This window comes from Paracoccus aerius (genome assembly GCF_014656455.1).
Taxonomy (GTDB): domain Bacteria; phylum Pseudomonadota; class Alphaproteobacteria; order Rhodobacterales; family Rhodobacteraceae; genus Paracoccus; species Paracoccus aerius.
Genome location: NZ_BNCL01000004.1, coordinates 226899 through 242311, shown reverse-complemented (window position 1 = coordinate 242311; position 15413 = coordinate 226899). Strand labels below are relative to the sequence as shown.

The window sequence follows — 15413 nt, the reverse complement described above, 5'->3', positions numbered from 1 at the left end:
CCTTTGTCTTTTTGGCGATCGGGGCGGCGTGCCAAGGGGCGGCGCCAAATCCCCGACAGGATTGTCATTCTTGAGCGCGGTCCCCGAGTTTGCTAAGCCGGGCGGGCCGCGTCAACAGCGCCTTTGCAAAGGAAAGACGGAATGACAGCCATCCGGCATCTAGTGGTCCTGGCTTTCGTGGCCGTTCTTGGCCTTTCCGCCTGCGCGCCGGTGTATCGCAACCACGGCTTCATCCCCGCGCCCGAGGATCTGTCCCAGGTCGTCGTGGGCCAGACCACCGTGGACGAATTGCAGGGCCTGATCGGCCGCCCGTCGGCGCAGGGGCTGCTGACGGGGTCGGGCTGGTATTACGTGGGATCCCGCTGGCGCCATTTCGGCGCGCTCGAGCCGCGCGAGATCAACCGCGAGGTCGTGGCCGTGTCCTTTTCCCCCAATGGCGTCGTCACCAATGTCGAACGCTTCGGGCTGGAACGGGGCCGCGTCGTCACCCTGTCGCGCCGCGTGACCGAGGGCAGCGTGACCGAGATTTCCTTGATCGGGCAGCTTCTGGGCAACCTGGGCAATTTCCAGGCGGGCGATTTCATCGACTAACGGCTGCGGGTGCGGTGCGTGCCAGCACGCACACTACAGCGTCTGGACGATCCGGTCGGCCAGCACGTGCAGGTCGTTCCGGTATCCCGTGCGCGCCGACGGCTGGTCGGGATCCGAGGTCATGGCAATGGCCGCCGCGGGCCGCCCGCGCGAGGCCGGGAAGACATAGATCATCTGCCCGCCATAGCCCCAGCCATAGCGCACCGGGCGCCCGCTTGCCTGGCCGATGAACCAGCCATAGCCATAGCCCTGGCCGCTGAAGATCGACGAGGTGCGCGACTGCCAGCTTTCCTCGACCCAGGCTTCCGGCACGACCTGCTGTCCGCCCGCGCGCCCGCCTTGGGCATACATCGCACCAAAGGCCAGCAGGGACCGCGTGCTCATCGCCATCTGGTTGCCTCCCAGATAGATGCCCTGCGGATCGCGTTCCCAGTCGGTGATCCGAAAGCCCGGCACCGGGTCCAGCCAGTCCCGTGCCAGATCCAGCGTGGATCGCCCCGTCACCCGCGTCAGGATGGCGGACACCAGATGCGTCGAGGCGGTCGAATACTGCATCCGCCCGCCGGGGTTCTGCGTGAAGGGCGCCGCAAGGGCGGCGCGGACCCAGTTGCGGCTGCTGACCCAGGCGCCGTAATTTGCACCCGACTGCCGCTCCAGCCCCGCCTGCATGGACAGAAGATTGCCCAGCGTCACGGTTGCCAGTCGCGGATCGGGATCGGCGGGCAGGTCGTCCCGCAGGATCGGCGCGATGGGCTGGCCAGGGCCCTCCAACTCGCCCCGCTGGATCGCGATGCCGGCAAGGGCCGAGACGATCGACTTCGAGGCCGACTTGATGTTGGTCGGGCTGTCGGGCGTGAAGCGGCCATAGCCGCGGGCCGCGATCTCGGACCCGTTCGACCAGACGGCGATGGCGCGCAGGTTTTCCAGCCGCGCCGCATCGTCAAGGATCGGCGTCAGGCTGGCTTGCGCCAATGCAGGCGCGGCAAGCAGCGGGGACAGGCTGGCGGTCAGCAGAAGGGTGCGTCGGTTCATGGCATCCTATATGTGCCGGTTGACGGCTTTGGCGGAATCACGCTTGCGTCAGCTTGGGCTTGTCCGGGGGGCACCGGGCCATTACGGCAGGGTTGATGCCCCCATGCAGGAAGCCCAGCCATGACCGCGCTTGATGACCTGGCCCCCGTGCCCTTTCACGATGCCGCCGCCCCGCAGCGCGCGCGGATGCTGTCGCGGCTGGCCGACACGGAACTGGCCGTGGCCCTTGTGGCCGAACCGTCCGGCGATCAGGTGGAACTGCGCATCTTTCCGCTGGAAGGGGGCCCCGTCGCCCTTGCCTGCGATACCGAGGACCGGCTGGCAGGCTTTTTCGGGGGGCCGGTGGCCTATGCGGCGATGCCCGGCCGGGTGCTGGCGGGGCTGCTGAAGGCCGAGGGGGCGGGCCTCTTGGTCAATCCGGGCCTGCCGTCGGAAATGCTGCTGGACGCGGCCATGCTGGACTGGCTGACCGGCGCCCTGTCCGCCACGCCCGAGGCGACGGATGCCCGCCTGCGCCTGACCGCGCCCGCCTCGGACACGGTCGAGGCCCTGGCGCAGCCCCTGGCCGAACGGCTGGGCGACATGCGCGGGCTGATCGCGGGGGCCGCGCTTGCCGGCGCGGGCAAGGGCCACGTCGTCCTGGTCGCGGGTGCCGATCCCGCCCACCAGCCCGCCATCGCCAAGGCCCTGGCCGAGGCACTGGCCTTTCTGCCAGAACAGCCGGGCGGGGTGGATGTCAGCTTTACCGATGCCGCGCTGCCCCCGCAGGTCCTGCGCTTCGACCTTTCCCCGCCCGAGGCACCCGCCGCGCCGCCGCGTCCCAAGGGCCCGCCGATCCTGCGCTGACGTCCAAGCACGGTTGCGTGATTGCCCTCAAGCTGCCAGAACCGGACCATGAAGACGCAACACAAAGCCCTGTCCGTCCACCTGCTGACCGCCACGGGTGCCGTTCTTTCGATGCTGGCCATGCTGGCCGCGGTCGAGGGGAAATGGTCCCTGATGTTCCTGTGGCTGGTCGTGGCCCTAGTCGTCGATGGCATCGACGGCCCCCTGGCGCGGCGATACGACGTGAAGATCCATTCGCCGAACTATGACGGCGTGCTGATGGATCTGATCATCGACTATCTGACCTATGTCTTCATCCCGGCCTATGCGCTGTTCAAGTCGGGGCTCTTGTCGGGCTGGACCGGCTGGTTCGCGATCATCGTGATCGTCTATGGCAGCGTGATCTATTTCGCGGACACGCGGATGAAGACCAAGGACAACTCGTTCTCGGGCTTTCCGGGCTGCTGGAACATGGTGGTGCTGGTGGTCTTCGCGACCGATCCGCATTGGTCGGTAATCCTGCTGATCGTGGTCGCCCTGACGGTCGCGATGTTCCTGCCCATCAAGTTCATCCACCCGGTCCGCACCGAACGCTGGCGCGGGATCTCGCTGCCGGTATCGGTGCTGTGGTGCGTCTTTGCCGCGCGCGCCGCCTGGGTCGACTTCCACCCCGACAGTTGGGCCAACTGGGGACTTGTGGTCACTTCGCTGTGGCTGCTGCTGGCAGGGCCGGCCCAGCAACTGATGCCCAAACGCGCCTGAACCCCCGGGGATGCCCATGATCCATGCCCTGAAACCCCTGGCCGCGCTGATCCTGCTGGCGCTGCCCGCCGCCGCGCAGGACGCCATCACCCTGGGCATGGTGCTGGAGCCCCCGAACCTTGACCCGACCGGCGGCGCTGCGGCGGCAACCGACGAGGTCGTCTACGCCAATGTCTTCGAGGGCCTGACCCGCTTTGGCCCCAACGGCAGCATCGAGCCGGGTCTGGCCGAACGCTGGGATGTCCAGGACGAGGGCCGCACCTATGTCTTCCACCTGCGGCAGGGCGTGACCTTCCACGACGGTGCGGCTTTCGACGCCGGCGACGTGGTCTTCACCCTGGACCGGGCGCGGGCGCCCGATTCGACCAATGCCCAGAAGGTGCTGTTCCAGGGCATTGCCTCGGTCGAGGCGGTGGACACGGCCACTGTCCGTGTGACCCTGACGGCGCCCGACGGCAACTTTCCCTTCAAGATGGCCTGGGGCGATGCGGTGATGCTGGATCCGGCAAGTGCCGACAGCCTTGCCACGAACCCGGTCGGCACGGGCCCCTTCCGGCTGGAGCAGTGGGTGCAGGGCGACCGGATCGTGCTGTCTGCCTTTGACGGATATTGGGGCGACAGGCCCGCGCTGCAAACCGCGACCTTCCGCTTCATCCCCGATCCTTCGGCCGCCTTCGCGGCGATGATGGCGGGCGACGTGGACGCCTTCCCGAACTTCCCCGCGCCCGAGACGCTGCCCCAGTTGCAGGCCGATCCCCGCTTCAAGGTGATGGTCGGCACGACCGAGGGCGAGACGATCCTGGCCATGAACAACGCCCGTGCCCCCCTGGACGACATCCGGGTCCGCCAGGCCATTGCCCATGCGATCAACCGCCAGGACATCATCGACGGCGCGATGTTCGGCTATGGCACCCCCATCGGCAGCCATTTCGCGCCCCATCATCCGGATTACGTCGATCTGACCGGGCTTTCGGCCCATGACCCCGAAAAGGCCAGGGCGCTGCTGGCCGAGGCAGGCACCGGGCCGATGACCCTGCGGCTTGCCCTGCCGCCCACGCCCTATGCCCGCCGCGGCGGCGAGATCGTGCAGGCGCAACTGGCCGAGGTCGGGATACAGACGCAGATCACCAACATGGAATGGGCGCAGTGGCTGGAAACCGTCTTCAAGGGCGGCGATTTCGACCTGACCATCATCAGCCATACCGAGCCGCTGGACATCGATATCTATGCCCGGCCCGATTACTACTTCCGCTACGCCAAGCTTGATTTCGTGGCCCTGATGGACCAGTTGCAGACGGCGGTCACGCCGCAGCAGCGCAGCGAACTCTATCGGCAGGCGCAGGAGATGATCGCGGGCGATTACGTCAACGCCTTCCTGTTCCAGCTTGCCAAGACCGGCGTGGCCAATGCCCGGATCGAGGGCCTTTGGGAAAACGCGCCCACCCAGGCCAATGACCTGACACGGGTGCGGTGGACACCATAGCATGTCGCGGCTGCGGTGGATCCTGTCGCGGCTGCGACGGACATTGTGGATCCGCGTGTCTCTTTATGCGTTGCTTGGCGTTGCGGCGGCGGTCGCCGCGACGCTGGCCAACTGGCTGCCCTGGCCGCTGCCCATCGACATCAGCGCCGAGGCCATCGACAGCCTGCTGAACGTCATTGCCTCGTCCATGCTGGCGGTCACGACCTTTTCGGTGACGGCGCTGACCTCGGCCTATGGCTCGGCCACGTCGAACGCCACGCCGCGGGCCACCCGCCTGCTGACCGAGGATGACTTCATCCAGTCGGTCCTGGCGACCTTCATCGGATCCTTCCTGTTCAGCATCGTGGGCCTGGTGACGCTGCGGGTCAGCGTCTATGGCCCGCAGGGCCGGGCGCTGTTGTTCGTGACCACGGTTCTGGTCATCATCCTGATCGTGCTGGCCCTGCTGCGGTGGATCCACCAACTGACCAAGCTGGGCCGCGTGGGCGACACCATCGACCGGCTTGAGGACGCGACCCTCCGGTCGATGAAGGCGCGGCTGGACCTGCCCTTTCTGGGCGGCCGCCCCTTGCCGGACGACGCGCCGGGGGGCCCTGCCATCCTGTCGGACCAGGTGGGCTATGTCCAGTTCATCGACACCGCCACCCTGTCCGGCCTGTGCGAGGATCGCGGCATCCACCTGGACATCCGCGTCCTGCCCGGCACCTTCCTGTATCACGGCAGCCCCCTGGCCGTCGTGCAGGGCGAGCCGCTGGGCGAGGATCTGGCGCGCAAGGTCCGCGGCGCATTCACCGTCGCCAATGTGCGATCCTTCGACCAGGATCCCCGCTTCGGCGTCATCGCCTTGTCCGAGGTGGCGTTGCGCGCCCTGTCCCCCGCCGTCAACGATCCGGGCACCGCCATCGACGTGATCGGGCGGCAGGTTCGCCTGCTGACCCTTTGGTCCGAAGGCTGGCACAAGGCCGAACTGCACAAGGCGGAATATCCCCGCCTGCGCGTCCCGCCTCTGCGCTATGACGACATCTGCGACGACGCCTTCCACCTGATCGCGCGGGATGCGGCGGGTCAGATCGACGTGCTGATCCGGCTGGTCAAGGCCTTGGACGCCCTGCGCCGGATCGGCCCCGAGGCTGCCCGCCAGGCGGCCGACCGCCAGTTGCGCCTGGCCTGCGACCGGGGCCTGGCCGGCTTGCCCGCAGATCATGATCGGGACCGGCTGCATCAGGTGCTGGACGAACTGGACCGCCTCTGGCGGGCGGCGTGATTTCCGCTTTTCATTTGCCAAGTCGCGCGGCATAGTCCGCGCCATGACCCGGATGCTGGACATTCCTGCCGCCCCGACCGCGCCATCTGGTGCGCGCGTGGTCGTGAACCTCCGCGGTCTGCTGCTTCTTACGCTGCGCTGAGCGGGTCTCCGGGCCGCCGCTCAGCCAGGAAGTGCCCGGTCACCTTCCGCGACAGACCTGTAAGAAAGCATCTCCAATGACCGACAAGAACCGCGTCGTCATCTTCGACACCACCCTCCGCGATGGCGAACAATCGCCCGGCGCCACCATGTCCCACGAGGAAAAGCTGGAAATCGCGTCCATGCTGGACGAGATGGGCGTGGACATCATCGAGGCGGGCTTCCCCATCGCGTCCGAAGGCGACTTCGCCGCCGTCAGCGAGATTGCCCGGCAGTCCAGGAACGCCGTCATCTGCGGCCTGGCCCGCGCGCAGATCCCCGATATCGACCGCTGCTGGGATGCCGTGCGTCACGCCCGCCGCCCGCGCATTCACACCTTCATCGGCACCTCGCCGCTGCACCGGGCGATCCCGAACCTGGACATGGACCAGATGGCGGAACGGATCGAGCAGACCGTGACGCACGCCCGCAACCTGTGCGACAACGTGCAATGGTCGCCCATGGACGCGACGCGGACCGAACACGACTACCTGTGCCGGGTGGTGGAAATCGCCATCAAGGCGGGGGCAACGACCATCAACATCCCCGACACCGTGGGCTACACCGCGCCCCGCGAATCGGCCGACCTGATCCGGATGCTGCTGGAACGCGTGCCGGGGTCGGAAAACGTGGTCTTCGCCACCCATTGCCACAACGACCTGGGCATGGCGACCGCCAATGCCCTGGCCGCGGTGGAAGCCGGGGCGCGCCAGATCGAATGCACCATCAACGGCCTTGGCGAACGCGCCGGCAACACCGCGCTGGAAGAGGTCGTGATGGCGCTGAAGGTGCGCCACGACATCATGCCTTACGATACCGGCATCGACACCACGAAGATCATCGGCATCTCGCGCCGCGTGGCCCAGGTCTCGGGCTTTCCGGTGCAGTTCAACAAGGCGATCGTCGGCAAGAATGCCTTTCTGCACGAATCCGGCATTCACCAGGACGGCGTGCTGAAGAATGTCGAAACCTTCGAGATCATGCGCCCCGCCGACATCGGGTTGAACGAAACCAACATCGCCATGGGCAAGCATTCGGGCCGCGCGGCCCTGCGCGCCAAGCTTGCCGACCTGGGTTATGACGTGGGCGACAACCAGTTGAAGGACATCTTCGTGCGGTTCAAGGCCTTGGCCGACCGCAAGAAAGAGGTCTATGACGAGGATATCGTGGCCCTGGTCCAGGACGCCTCGGCCAATACCGGCGACGATTTCCTGCAGGTCAAGCATCTGCGCGTGGTCTGCGGCAGCGACGGGCAGTCGGCCGACCTGACCATGATCGTGGACGGGCAGGAAAAGACCGTCCACGCCACCGGCGACGGCCCGGTCGACGCCTGCTTCAATGCGGTCAAGCAGATCTTCCCGCACAGTGCGACGCTGAAGCTGTATCAGGTCCATGCCGTGACCGAGGGCACCGACGCCCAGGCCACCGTCAGCGTCCGGATGGAGGAAGAGGGCCGCATCGTAAACGGCCAGGCCGCCGATACCGACACGATCCTTGCATCGGTCAAGGCCTATGTCGGCGCGCTGAACCACCTGATCGTGCGCCGCACCCGCGCCGGCAAGGACGCGCCCGAGATCAGCATGTATTCGCACTGACCGTCAGGGTGCCGCGCCTGTCGCGGCCCTATGCCGTCACCCCCGCCAGTTGCGACCAGTCCATCCCGGCCAGGAATGGAAAATCGGCGGCCAGGGCCTCGCGGAACTCCTCGGGCAGAAGGGGGTCATAGCCCCAGGGGATGCCGGGAAAGCCGCGCCGCGCGGAATCGGCCACGTCCCAGCGGGTCACGAAATGGCCCGCGGTCCCAGGCTCGGTGATGGCCAGCATCTTGCGCGGCAGGTCGAAATGGTTGTGCGCGAAGATCGACTGGCCGGGATCGGCCAGCCGCACCGCCAGGGCCGCGCCGGTAAGGGGCGCCAGGTCTTCCAGAAGCTGGGCGGGTTGTCCCCATAGCACATCACGCTGAGACCGCGCGGAAAGCTGATCGCGTGTTCGGGCAGGGCCGCGGTTGCCGTCCCGATCCGGCGCAGATCCGCGACAAAGCCGGGCCCGACCGCGTCGTCGTCGTCCAGGCGGAACTGCAGCGCGGCTCGCCCCGTCTGCCGGGCGGACCGCATCAGGATCGGGCGCAGCACCCCGGCAAGGTCCGGACTGTCTGACAGGATCAACTCGGCCTGCGGAAGGCCCGCGCAAAGCTGCGACAGGCGATCGCGCCAGACCTGCGGCAGGCGGGCCGATGTCACCACCAGGAAGCGGAAGTCTGGATCCGTCTGCGCCGCGACCGAGGCCAGGCAGATCCGTTCCAGGGTGAACAGGCGCCGGGCCATCCGGTCGGGATCGAACAGCCATTCCGCCTGCTCCTTCAGCCGCGGCGCGTCATGGGCATCCGCCCCGCGCATCCCGATCCAATCCCCCCGGCCCAGGAAGGCGAACCGGCAGATGCCGATAATCTGGCTTGCTTCCAAGGGCTTCGTCCCGGTCCTGCTTTGTCGCGGCGGGGAACTGCTTTCCCCAAGCCTTTGCGAAGGATCGGGGCTTTCGTGATGGGGTCAACCCTTTTATATGAGGGGCCGCAGTCAGGCGGACGATTCCGGCGGGCGGCGATGCTCATGGGGCGACAGAAACGGGCTAAGGCCGGGACAAACCGGCGCGAAAGGAAAACGGGCATGGCATTCGGCGGGTTGTTTTCGACCGACATCGCAATCGACCTGGGGACGGCGAACACGCTGATCTATGTCAAGGGCAAGGGCATCATCCTGAACGAGCCCTCGGTCGTGGCTTATCACGTCAAGGACGGCAAGCGGCAGGTCCTGGCCGTGGGCGAGGACGCGAAACTGATGCTGGGCCGCACGCCCGGCAGCATCGAGGCGATCCGGCCCATGCGCGAAGGCGTCATCGCCGATTTCGACAGCGCCGAGCAGATGATCAAGCACTTCATCAAGAAGGTCTTCAAGCGCAGCGGCTTTTCCAAGCCCAAGGTCATCGTCTGCGTGCCCCATGGCGCGACGCCGGTTGAAAAGCGCGCGATCCGCCAGTCGGTCCTGTCCGCAGGTGCCCGCAAGGCCGGGCTGATCGCCGAACCCATCGCGGCGGCCATCGGCGCGGGGATGCCCATCACCGAACCCACTGGCAGCATGGTCGTCGACATCGGCGGCGGCACGACCGAGGTCGCGGTGCTGTCCCTGGGCGACGTGGTCTATGCGCGGTCCGTCCGCATCGGCGGGGATCGCATGGACGAGGCGATCATCAACTATCTGCGCCGCAACCAGAACATGCTGATCGGCGAAAGCACGGCCGAACGCGTCAAGACCAGCATCGGCACGGCCCGGATGCCCGACGACGGGCGCGGCGCCACGATCATGGTGCGCGGCCGCGACCTTCTGAACGGCATCCCCAAGGAAATCGAGATCAGCCAGGCCATGGTGGCCGAGGCCTTGGCCGAACCCATGCAGGCCATCTGCGAGGCCGTGATGGTCGCCCTTGAAGCCACGCCCCCGGATCTGGCCGCCGACATCGTGGACCGCGGCGTGATCCTAACCGGCGGCGGCGCGATGCTGGGCGACCTGGATCTGGCGCTGCGCGAGCAGACCGGCCTGTCGATCACCCTGGCCGACCAGCCGATGAACTGCGTCGCATTGGGCACCGGCAAGGCGCTTGAATACGAAAAGCAGCTGCGCCACGTCATCGACTACGACAGCTGAGGGCGCGGCCCGGCATCCGTCCAGTCAGGGGCTGCCTGAATGGCACGCAAGGGACCAGATTTCACCACACCCGTCCGGCGCGTCCTGATCGCGCTGATGGCGCTTGTCCTGATCGCGCTGTTCCTGTTCTGGCGCATCGACAGCCCGCGCGCCGAGGCGATGCGCATCGCGATCATCGACCGGGTGGTGCCCGGCTTCGAATGGGCGCTGGCCCCGGTCACGCAGGTCAGCCAGATGATCGGCGGGTTCCAGTCCTATGCCCGGATCTATCAGCAGAACCAGGAACTGCGCCGCGAATTGCAGGCAATGCAGGCCTGGAAGGAAGCCGCGGTCCAGCTTGAACAGGAAAACTCCAAGCTGATGGCGCTGAACAATGTCCGCATCGACCCCGCGCTGACCAGCGTCACGGGCATGGTGATGGTGGACAGCGGATCGGCCTTCCGCCAGTCGGTGCTGCTGAATGTCGGCGCCGACGACGGCATTGTCGAGGGCTGGGCCACGATGGATGGGCTGGGCCTTGTGGGCCGCATTTCCGGCGTGGGCAAGCGGACCAGCCGCGTGGTGCTGCTGACCGATCCGTCGTCGCGCATCCCGGTCGCGGTCCAGCCTTCGGGCGAACGGGCGCTGCTGACCGGCGACAACACCCCGCTGCCGATCCTCGACTTCATCGAGACGCCGGACAATGTGCGGCCGGGCGACCGGGTCGTCACCTCGGGCGATGGCGGGGTTTTCCCACCCGGCCTTCTGGCGGGGCAGGTCGTGCAGGGGAGCGACGGGCGGATGCGTCTGCGCCCGGCCGCCGATTACGGCCGGCTGGAGTTCCTGCGCGTCCTTCGGTCCCATCCGGCGGAAACCGTGGTGGACAGCGGCGCGGTCATCACGCCGGGCGACCGCGGCTTCATCGGCCCGCAGGTGCCCAGTTCCCCGGTCGAGGCGGCGGCGGGCTCGGACCCGCTGGCGACGGGCACCGAATGAAACGGCCGGTGCTGATCGGCACGGTGCTGTTCTGCCTCGCCATGGCGGTGCTGCTGTTCCTGCGCCTTCTGCCCCTGTCGGCAGGGGCCGCGCGGCTGCCCGGCCCGGATGTCGCGCTGTGCCTGGCCCTGGCTTGGGTGCTGCGTCGCCCCGACCAACTGGCCGCGCCGGTGATCGCCCTGGCCTTCGCCTTTCAGGACATCATCCTGTTCCATCCCCTGGGACTCTGGCCCGCCATCGTCCTGGTCGGGACCGAGGCCGCACGCTTGCGTGAGAACCGTTGGCGCGATCAGCCATTCATGGTTGAATGGCTGCGCACAGCCGCCCTGATCGGGATGATGATGCTGGGCTATCGGATCATACAGGTGCTGTTCATGTTGCCGATTCCGGCTTTGGGTCAGGCGATCCTGCATTTCATCGCCACGGTCGCGGCCTATCCGCTTGTCGTGCTGGCGGCGCGGCTGTTGTTCGGATTGCGCCGCATCACCCCCGTCGAGGCCGAGCAGATGAGGTTCGCCTGATGACCAAGCCCGTCAATCCCGCCGATGCCGCCGGCCGCAGCATCACCCGTCGCGGACTGATGCTGGCGGGCATCCAGTTGGGCGTGGTCACGACCCTGGCGCTGAAGCTGAGGTCGATGCAGGTCGAACATGCCGAGCAGTATCGGATGCTGGCCGACGGCAATTCCATCAAGATTCGCCTGTTGGTGCCAGCGCGGGGCCTGATCCACGACCGCAACGGCATCGTCATCGCCGGCAACGAACAGAATTACCGCGTCACCCTGACGCGAGAGGAGGCGGGCGGCGACGTGGAACCCGTCTTGCGGCGCCTGGCCCGGCTGATCCCCATCAGCGACGCCCGCATGGCCGAACTTCTGGACGAATTCGCCAAGCGCAGCGCGATCACGCCCATCGTGCTGGCCGACCGGCTGACATGGGAACAGTTCAGTTCCATCGCCGTGAACGCGCCCTCGCTTGCGGGCGTAACGCCGGAATCGGGCCTGTCGCGCGTCTATCCTCGGGCGGGGGACATGGCGCATGTGCTGGGCTATGTGGGGCCGGTTTCCGATTACGACCTGTCCAAGATCGAGGATCCCGATCCCGTGCTGATGCTGCCCGAGTTCCAGTTGGGCAAGGTCGGCTTCGAGGCGCGGATGGAGGAGCATCTGCGCGGCAAGGCCGGTCAGCGCCGGGTCGAGGTGAACAGCGCCGGGCGCGAGATGCGGCAACTGTCCCGGCAGGAGGGCGAGCAGGGCGCGACCGTGCAGATGTCGCTGGATGCCAGGCTTCAGAACTATGCCGCGCAGCGCATGGGCACCGAAAGCGCCGCCGCCGTGGTGATCGACGTGCAGACGGGCGACATCCTGACCATCTGCTCGTCGCCCTCCTTCGATCCGAACAAGTTCGTGCGGGGGATTTCCTCGCCCGACTACAAGGCGCTGATGAACCACGACCACCGCCCGCTGGCCGACAAGACCGTGCAGGGCGTCTATCCACCGGGATCGACCTTCAAGATGGTCACCCTGCTGGCCGGCCTGGAGGCCGGGGTCATCAACGCGGGCTCTCGCTTCTACTGCCCCGGCCATACCGAGGTGGGCGGCCGCCGCTTCCATTGCTGGAGCAGGGGCGGGCATGGCAGCGTCGATGCCGTCACCAGCCTGTCGCACAGTTGCGACGTGTATTATTACGAACTGGCCCAGAAGGTCGGCATCGACCGGATCGCCGCGATGGCCCGCAGACTGGGCCTGGGGCAGCGCCACGACCTGCCCATGTCCGCCGTGGCCGAAGGCATCGCCCCGGATCGCGCCTGGAAGCAGGCCCGCTATGGCCAGTCCTGGCAGGTGGGCGACAGCCTGAACGCCTCGATCGGGCAGGGCTACGTGCTCGCTTCGCCCTTGCAACTGGCGGTGATGACCGCGCGGCTGGCCACGGGGCTGGAGGTGAAGCCCCGGCTGGTCCGCGCGATCGACGGCGTGCCCCAGCCGGCGGAGGATTTCCCGGATCTGGGCCTGAACCCGGCCTTCCTGCGCGTGGCCCGGCTGGGCATGGACGAGGTGATGAACTCGGCCACCGGCACGGCGCGGCGGTCGCGCATCGTGCGCGAGGATTGGCGCATGGCAGGCAAGACCGGTACCAGCCAGGTCCGCAACATCACCGCGGCCGAACGGGCGCGGGGGGTGGTGTCGAACGACCAATTGCCCTGGAACCGGCGCGACCATGCGCTGTTCGTCTGCTATGCGCCCTATCAGGCGCCGCGCTATGCGGTGTCGGTCGTGGTGGAACATGGCGGCGGCGGATCGGCGGTGGCCGCGCCCATCGCCCGCGACATCCTGCTGTTCGCCCTGGCGGACGGGCTGCCGCCCCTGGATGCCGTGCCCGGCGACCAGCAGGAGGCGATGGAGGAACGCCACAACGCCATGCGCCTGTTCACGCCCGAAGCGCCCCGGCTGACGCGGGCCTGAGCGATGTCTTACCTCGACTACAAGGTCGCCCAGACCCCGACCGGCATCCGCAAGATCCTGTATCTGAACTGGCCGCTGGTCTTCCTGATCGCGGCCGTGGCCTCGATCGGCTTCCTGATGCTGGTCTCGGTCGCCGGGGGCCGGGTGGATACCTGGGCCGAGCCGCAGATGTACCGCTTTGCCGCCGGCATGGTCATCATCATCGCCCTGGCCTTCGTGCCGATGTGGTTCTGGCGGGGGATCTCCGTTCCCGCCTATGTCTGCTGCTTCCTTTTGCTGATCGCGGTGGAACTGGTGGGCGAGATCGGGATGGGCGCGCAACGCTGGATCGACATCGGCCCGATCCGCCTGCAACCGTCCGAGCTGATGAAGATTTCGCTCGTGCTTCTGCTGGCGGCCTATTACGACTGGCTGCCCGCGCGGCGGGTGTCGCGGCCCTTGTGGGTGCTGATCCCGGTTGTGCTGATCCTGGCGCCCACGGGGCTGGTGCTGATCCAGCCGGACCTGGGCACCTCGATCATGCTGGTGGCCGGGGGCGGCATCGTGATGTTCGCGGCTGGCGTGTCCTTGTGGTATTTCGGCGTGGTGATCGCGGCGGCCGTGGGGCTGGTCGCGGCGGTGCTGGAAAGCCGCGGCACGGACTGGCAGTTGCTCAAGGATTACCAGTTCCGGCGCATCGACACCTTCCTGGACCCGACCGCCGATCCCCTGGGCGCGGGCTACAACATCATCCAGAGCCAGATCGCCCTGGGTTCGGGCGGCTGGTCGGGCCGCGGCTTCATGCAGGGCACCCAGTCGCGGCTGAATTTCCTGCCCGAAAAGCACACCGACTTCATCTTCACCGTCCTGGCCGAGGAGTTCGGCTTTATCGGCGCGATGTCCCTGCTGGCGCTTTACACGCTGATCATCGGCTTCTGCCTTTACTCGGCGCTGTCGAACCGCGACCGCTTCGCGTCCCTGATCACCGTGGGCATCAGCGGGACGTTCTTTCTGTATTTCGCGATCAACATGGCGACCGTGATGGGGATGCTGCCCGCCAAGGGGTCGCCCCTGCCGCTGGTCAGCTATGGGGGCACCTCGCTGATGATCCTGCTGCTGGGTTTCGGGCTGGTGCAATCCGCCCATGTCCACAGGCCGCGATGAGGATGCGCGTCCTGTTCGCCGCCCGCGACGGGCTGTGGCCGGAATGGTCGCCTGTCCTGGCCCGCCTTGCCCCCGAGATGGTGCTGGTCCGCGCCGAGGACGCCGCCGCCGATCCGGCCGGGATCGACGCGATCCTCTATGCCCCCGGCGGCCCGGTCGAGGATCTGTCGCCCTTCGTGAACGCGCGCCTGGTGCAAAGCCTCTGGGCCGGGGTCGAACGCATCGTGACGAACCCCACGCTGACCCAGCCCCTGGCGCGGATGGTCGATCCCGGCCTGGCGCGGGGCATGGCGGAATACTGCACCGGCTGGGCCTTGCGGGCACATCTGGGCATGGACGGCTATGCCCAGGACGGGGTGTGGCGACATGGCCTGACGCCGCCGCTGGCAGGGGACCGGCAGGTGACGATCCTGGGCATGGGCGAGTTGGGCCGTGCCGTCGCGGCCATGCTGGGCGGCATCGGCTTCCGGCTGGCCGGGTTCAGCGCGTCGGGGCGGCCGGTTCCGGGGGTGCAGGTCTTTGGTCCGGACGGCCTGGACCAGGCCCTTGCACAGGCCGAAATCCTGATCTCGCTGCTGCCCGACACGCCCGGAACCCGGAACCTTCTGGATGCGCGGCGGCTGTCGCGGCTGCCGAAGGGGGCATGGCTCATCAATCCGGGGCGCGGAACGGTGCTGGACGACCAGGCGCTTCTGGCGCTGCTGGACAGCAGCCATCTGGGCCATGCGGTGCTGGACGTCTTCCGGACCGAGCCGCTGCCCCCGGCCCACCCCTTCTGGTCCCATCCCCGTGTTACGGTCACGCCCCATATCGCAGCCGAGACGCGGCCCGAAACCGCGGCCCCCGTCGCGGTCGAGAACCTGCGCCGCGCGATGGGGAACCGGCCGGTTCTCTACCTCGTTGACCGGGAACGGGGCTATTAGTGCGGAATCGCAAGGTTCCTTGGCGCAATCCGACGTCATCAGCCCTTGCGGGCCTTCCGGCGGGGCCGCTATGTCT

The 15413-nt window shown here is 67.4% G+C and carries 15 protein-coding genes; 12 read left to right on the top strand and 3 right to left on the bottom strand.

All coding sequences use genetic code 11. The annotated features are described in order from the left end of the window. Positions 1 to 141: 141 nt before the first annotated feature. Positions 142 to 591, top strand: coding sequence for an outer membrane protein assembly factor BamE (locus IE224_RS07190; protein WP_191309065.1), 450 nt, complete (start codon positions 142 to 144; stop codon positions 589 to 591). 33 nt (positions 592 to 624) lie between these two features. Here IE224_RS07190 and IE224_RS07185 read toward each other — a convergent pair whose 3' ends face one another. Then, positions 625 to 1623, bottom strand: a complete 999-nt coding sequence (locus tag IE224_RS07185) for a serine hydrolase domain-containing protein (RefSeq protein WP_167623048.1) — start codon at positions 1621 to 1623, stop codon at positions 625 to 627. Between the two features lie 120 nt (positions 1624 to 1743). Between IE224_RS07185 and IE224_RS07180 the strand changes: the two genes are divergently transcribed. The 5 genes from IE224_RS07180 to IE224_RS07160 all read left to right on the top strand — a co-directional run bounded on the left by IE224_RS07180 (position 1744) and on the right by IE224_RS07160 (position 7732). After that, positions 1744 to 2469 (top strand): SseB family protein, encoded by a 726-nt coding sequence (locus IE224_RS07180; protein ID WP_191309063.1) that lies wholly within the window; start codon positions 1744 to 1746, stop codon positions 2467 to 2469. Between the two features lie 48 nt (positions 2470 to 2517). Beyond that, the gene (locus IE224_RS07175; protein WP_167623046.1) at positions 2518 to 3210 is read left to right on the top strand and encodes a CDP-alcohol phosphatidyltransferase family protein; all 693 of its coding nucleotides are present in this window, start codon (positions 2518 to 2520) and stop codon (positions 3208 to 3210) included. Positions 3211 to 3226: 16 nt separating this feature from the next. Further along, complete coding sequence (locus IE224_RS07170; protein WP_191309061.1) at positions 3227 to 4693, top strand: ABC transporter substrate-binding protein; 1467 nt, start codon at positions 3227 to 3229, stop codon at positions 4691 to 4693. A gap of 1 nt (position 4694) precedes the next feature. Beyond that, positions 4695 to 5957, top strand: coding sequence for a DUF2254 domain-containing protein (locus IE224_RS07165; protein ID WP_191309059.1), 1263 nt, complete (start codon positions 4695 to 4697; stop codon positions 5955 to 5957). A 218-nt stretch (positions 5958 to 6175) separates the two neighbouring features. Continuing rightward, positions 6176 to 7732, top strand: a complete 1557-nt coding sequence (locus tag IE224_RS07160) for a 2-isopropylmalate synthase (protein WP_191309057.1) — start codon at positions 6176 to 6178, stop codon at positions 7730 to 7732. Positions 7733 to 7760: 28 nt separating this feature from the next. Here IE224_RS07160 and IE224_RS07155 read toward each other — a convergent pair whose 3' ends face one another. Both IE224_RS07155 and IE224_RS07150 read right to left on the bottom strand, forming a co-directional pair. Further along, the gene (locus IE224_RS07155) at positions 7761 to 7922 is read right to left on the bottom strand and encodes a hypothetical protein (RefSeq protein WP_191309055.1); all 162 of its coding nucleotides are present in this window, start codon (positions 7920 to 7922) and stop codon (positions 7761 to 7763) included. After that, complete coding sequence (locus tag IE224_RS07150) at positions 7919 to 8599, bottom strand: glycosyltransferase (RefSeq protein WP_191309053.1); 681 nt, start codon at positions 8597 to 8599, stop codon at positions 7919 to 7921. The genes IE224_RS07155 and IE224_RS07150 overlap by 4 nt, the downstream gene beginning before the upstream one ends. Positions 8600 to 8800: 201 nt before the next feature. Here IE224_RS07150 and IE224_RS07145 point away from each other — a divergent pair, with 201 nt between their 5' ends. Genes IE224_RS07145 through IE224_RS07120 form a run of 6 tightly spaced genes read left to right on the top strand, consistent with a single transcriptional unit; the run spans position 8801 to position 15337 of the window. Continuing rightward, on the top strand, positions 8801 to 9835 hold the full coding sequence (locus tag IE224_RS07145; protein WP_126153706.1) for a rod shape-determining protein: 1035 nt from the start codon (positions 8801 to 8803) through the stop codon (positions 9833 to 9835). 39 nt (positions 9836 to 9874) lie between these two features. Next, positions 9875 to 10810, top strand: a complete 936-nt coding sequence (gene mreC / locus IE224_RS07140; RefSeq protein WP_167623041.1) for a rod shape-determining protein MreC — start codon at positions 9875 to 9877, stop codon at positions 10808 to 10810. Next, positions 10807 to 11331, top strand: coding sequence for a rod shape-determining protein MreD (locus tag IE224_RS07135; protein ID WP_167623040.1), 525 nt, complete (start codon positions 10807 to 10809; stop codon positions 11329 to 11331). Before mreC ends, IE224_RS07135 begins: the two co-directional genes overlap by 4 nt. Further along, a complete protein-coding gene (gene mrdA / locus IE224_RS07130; RefSeq protein WP_191309052.1) occupies positions 11331 to 13271 on the top strand; it encodes a penicillin-binding protein 2 in 1941 nt (646 codons plus the stop codon). The genes IE224_RS07135 and mrdA overlap by 1 nt, the downstream gene beginning before the upstream one ends. 3 nt (positions 13272 to 13274) lie before the next feature. Beyond that, positions 13275 to 14414: a rod shape-determining protein RodA gene (gene rodA, locus IE224_RS07125; RefSeq protein ID WP_191309050.1), complete on the top strand. Its 1140-nt coding sequence runs from the start codon at positions 13275 to 13277 to the stop codon at positions 14412 to 14414. After that, entirely contained in the window at positions 14411 to 15337 is a 927-nt protein-coding gene (locus IE224_RS07120) for a 2-hydroxyacid dehydrogenase (RefSeq protein WP_308434853.1), read from the top strand. Before rodA ends, IE224_RS07120 begins: the two co-directional genes overlap by 4 nt. Positions 15338 to 15413: the final 76 nt, after the last annotated feature.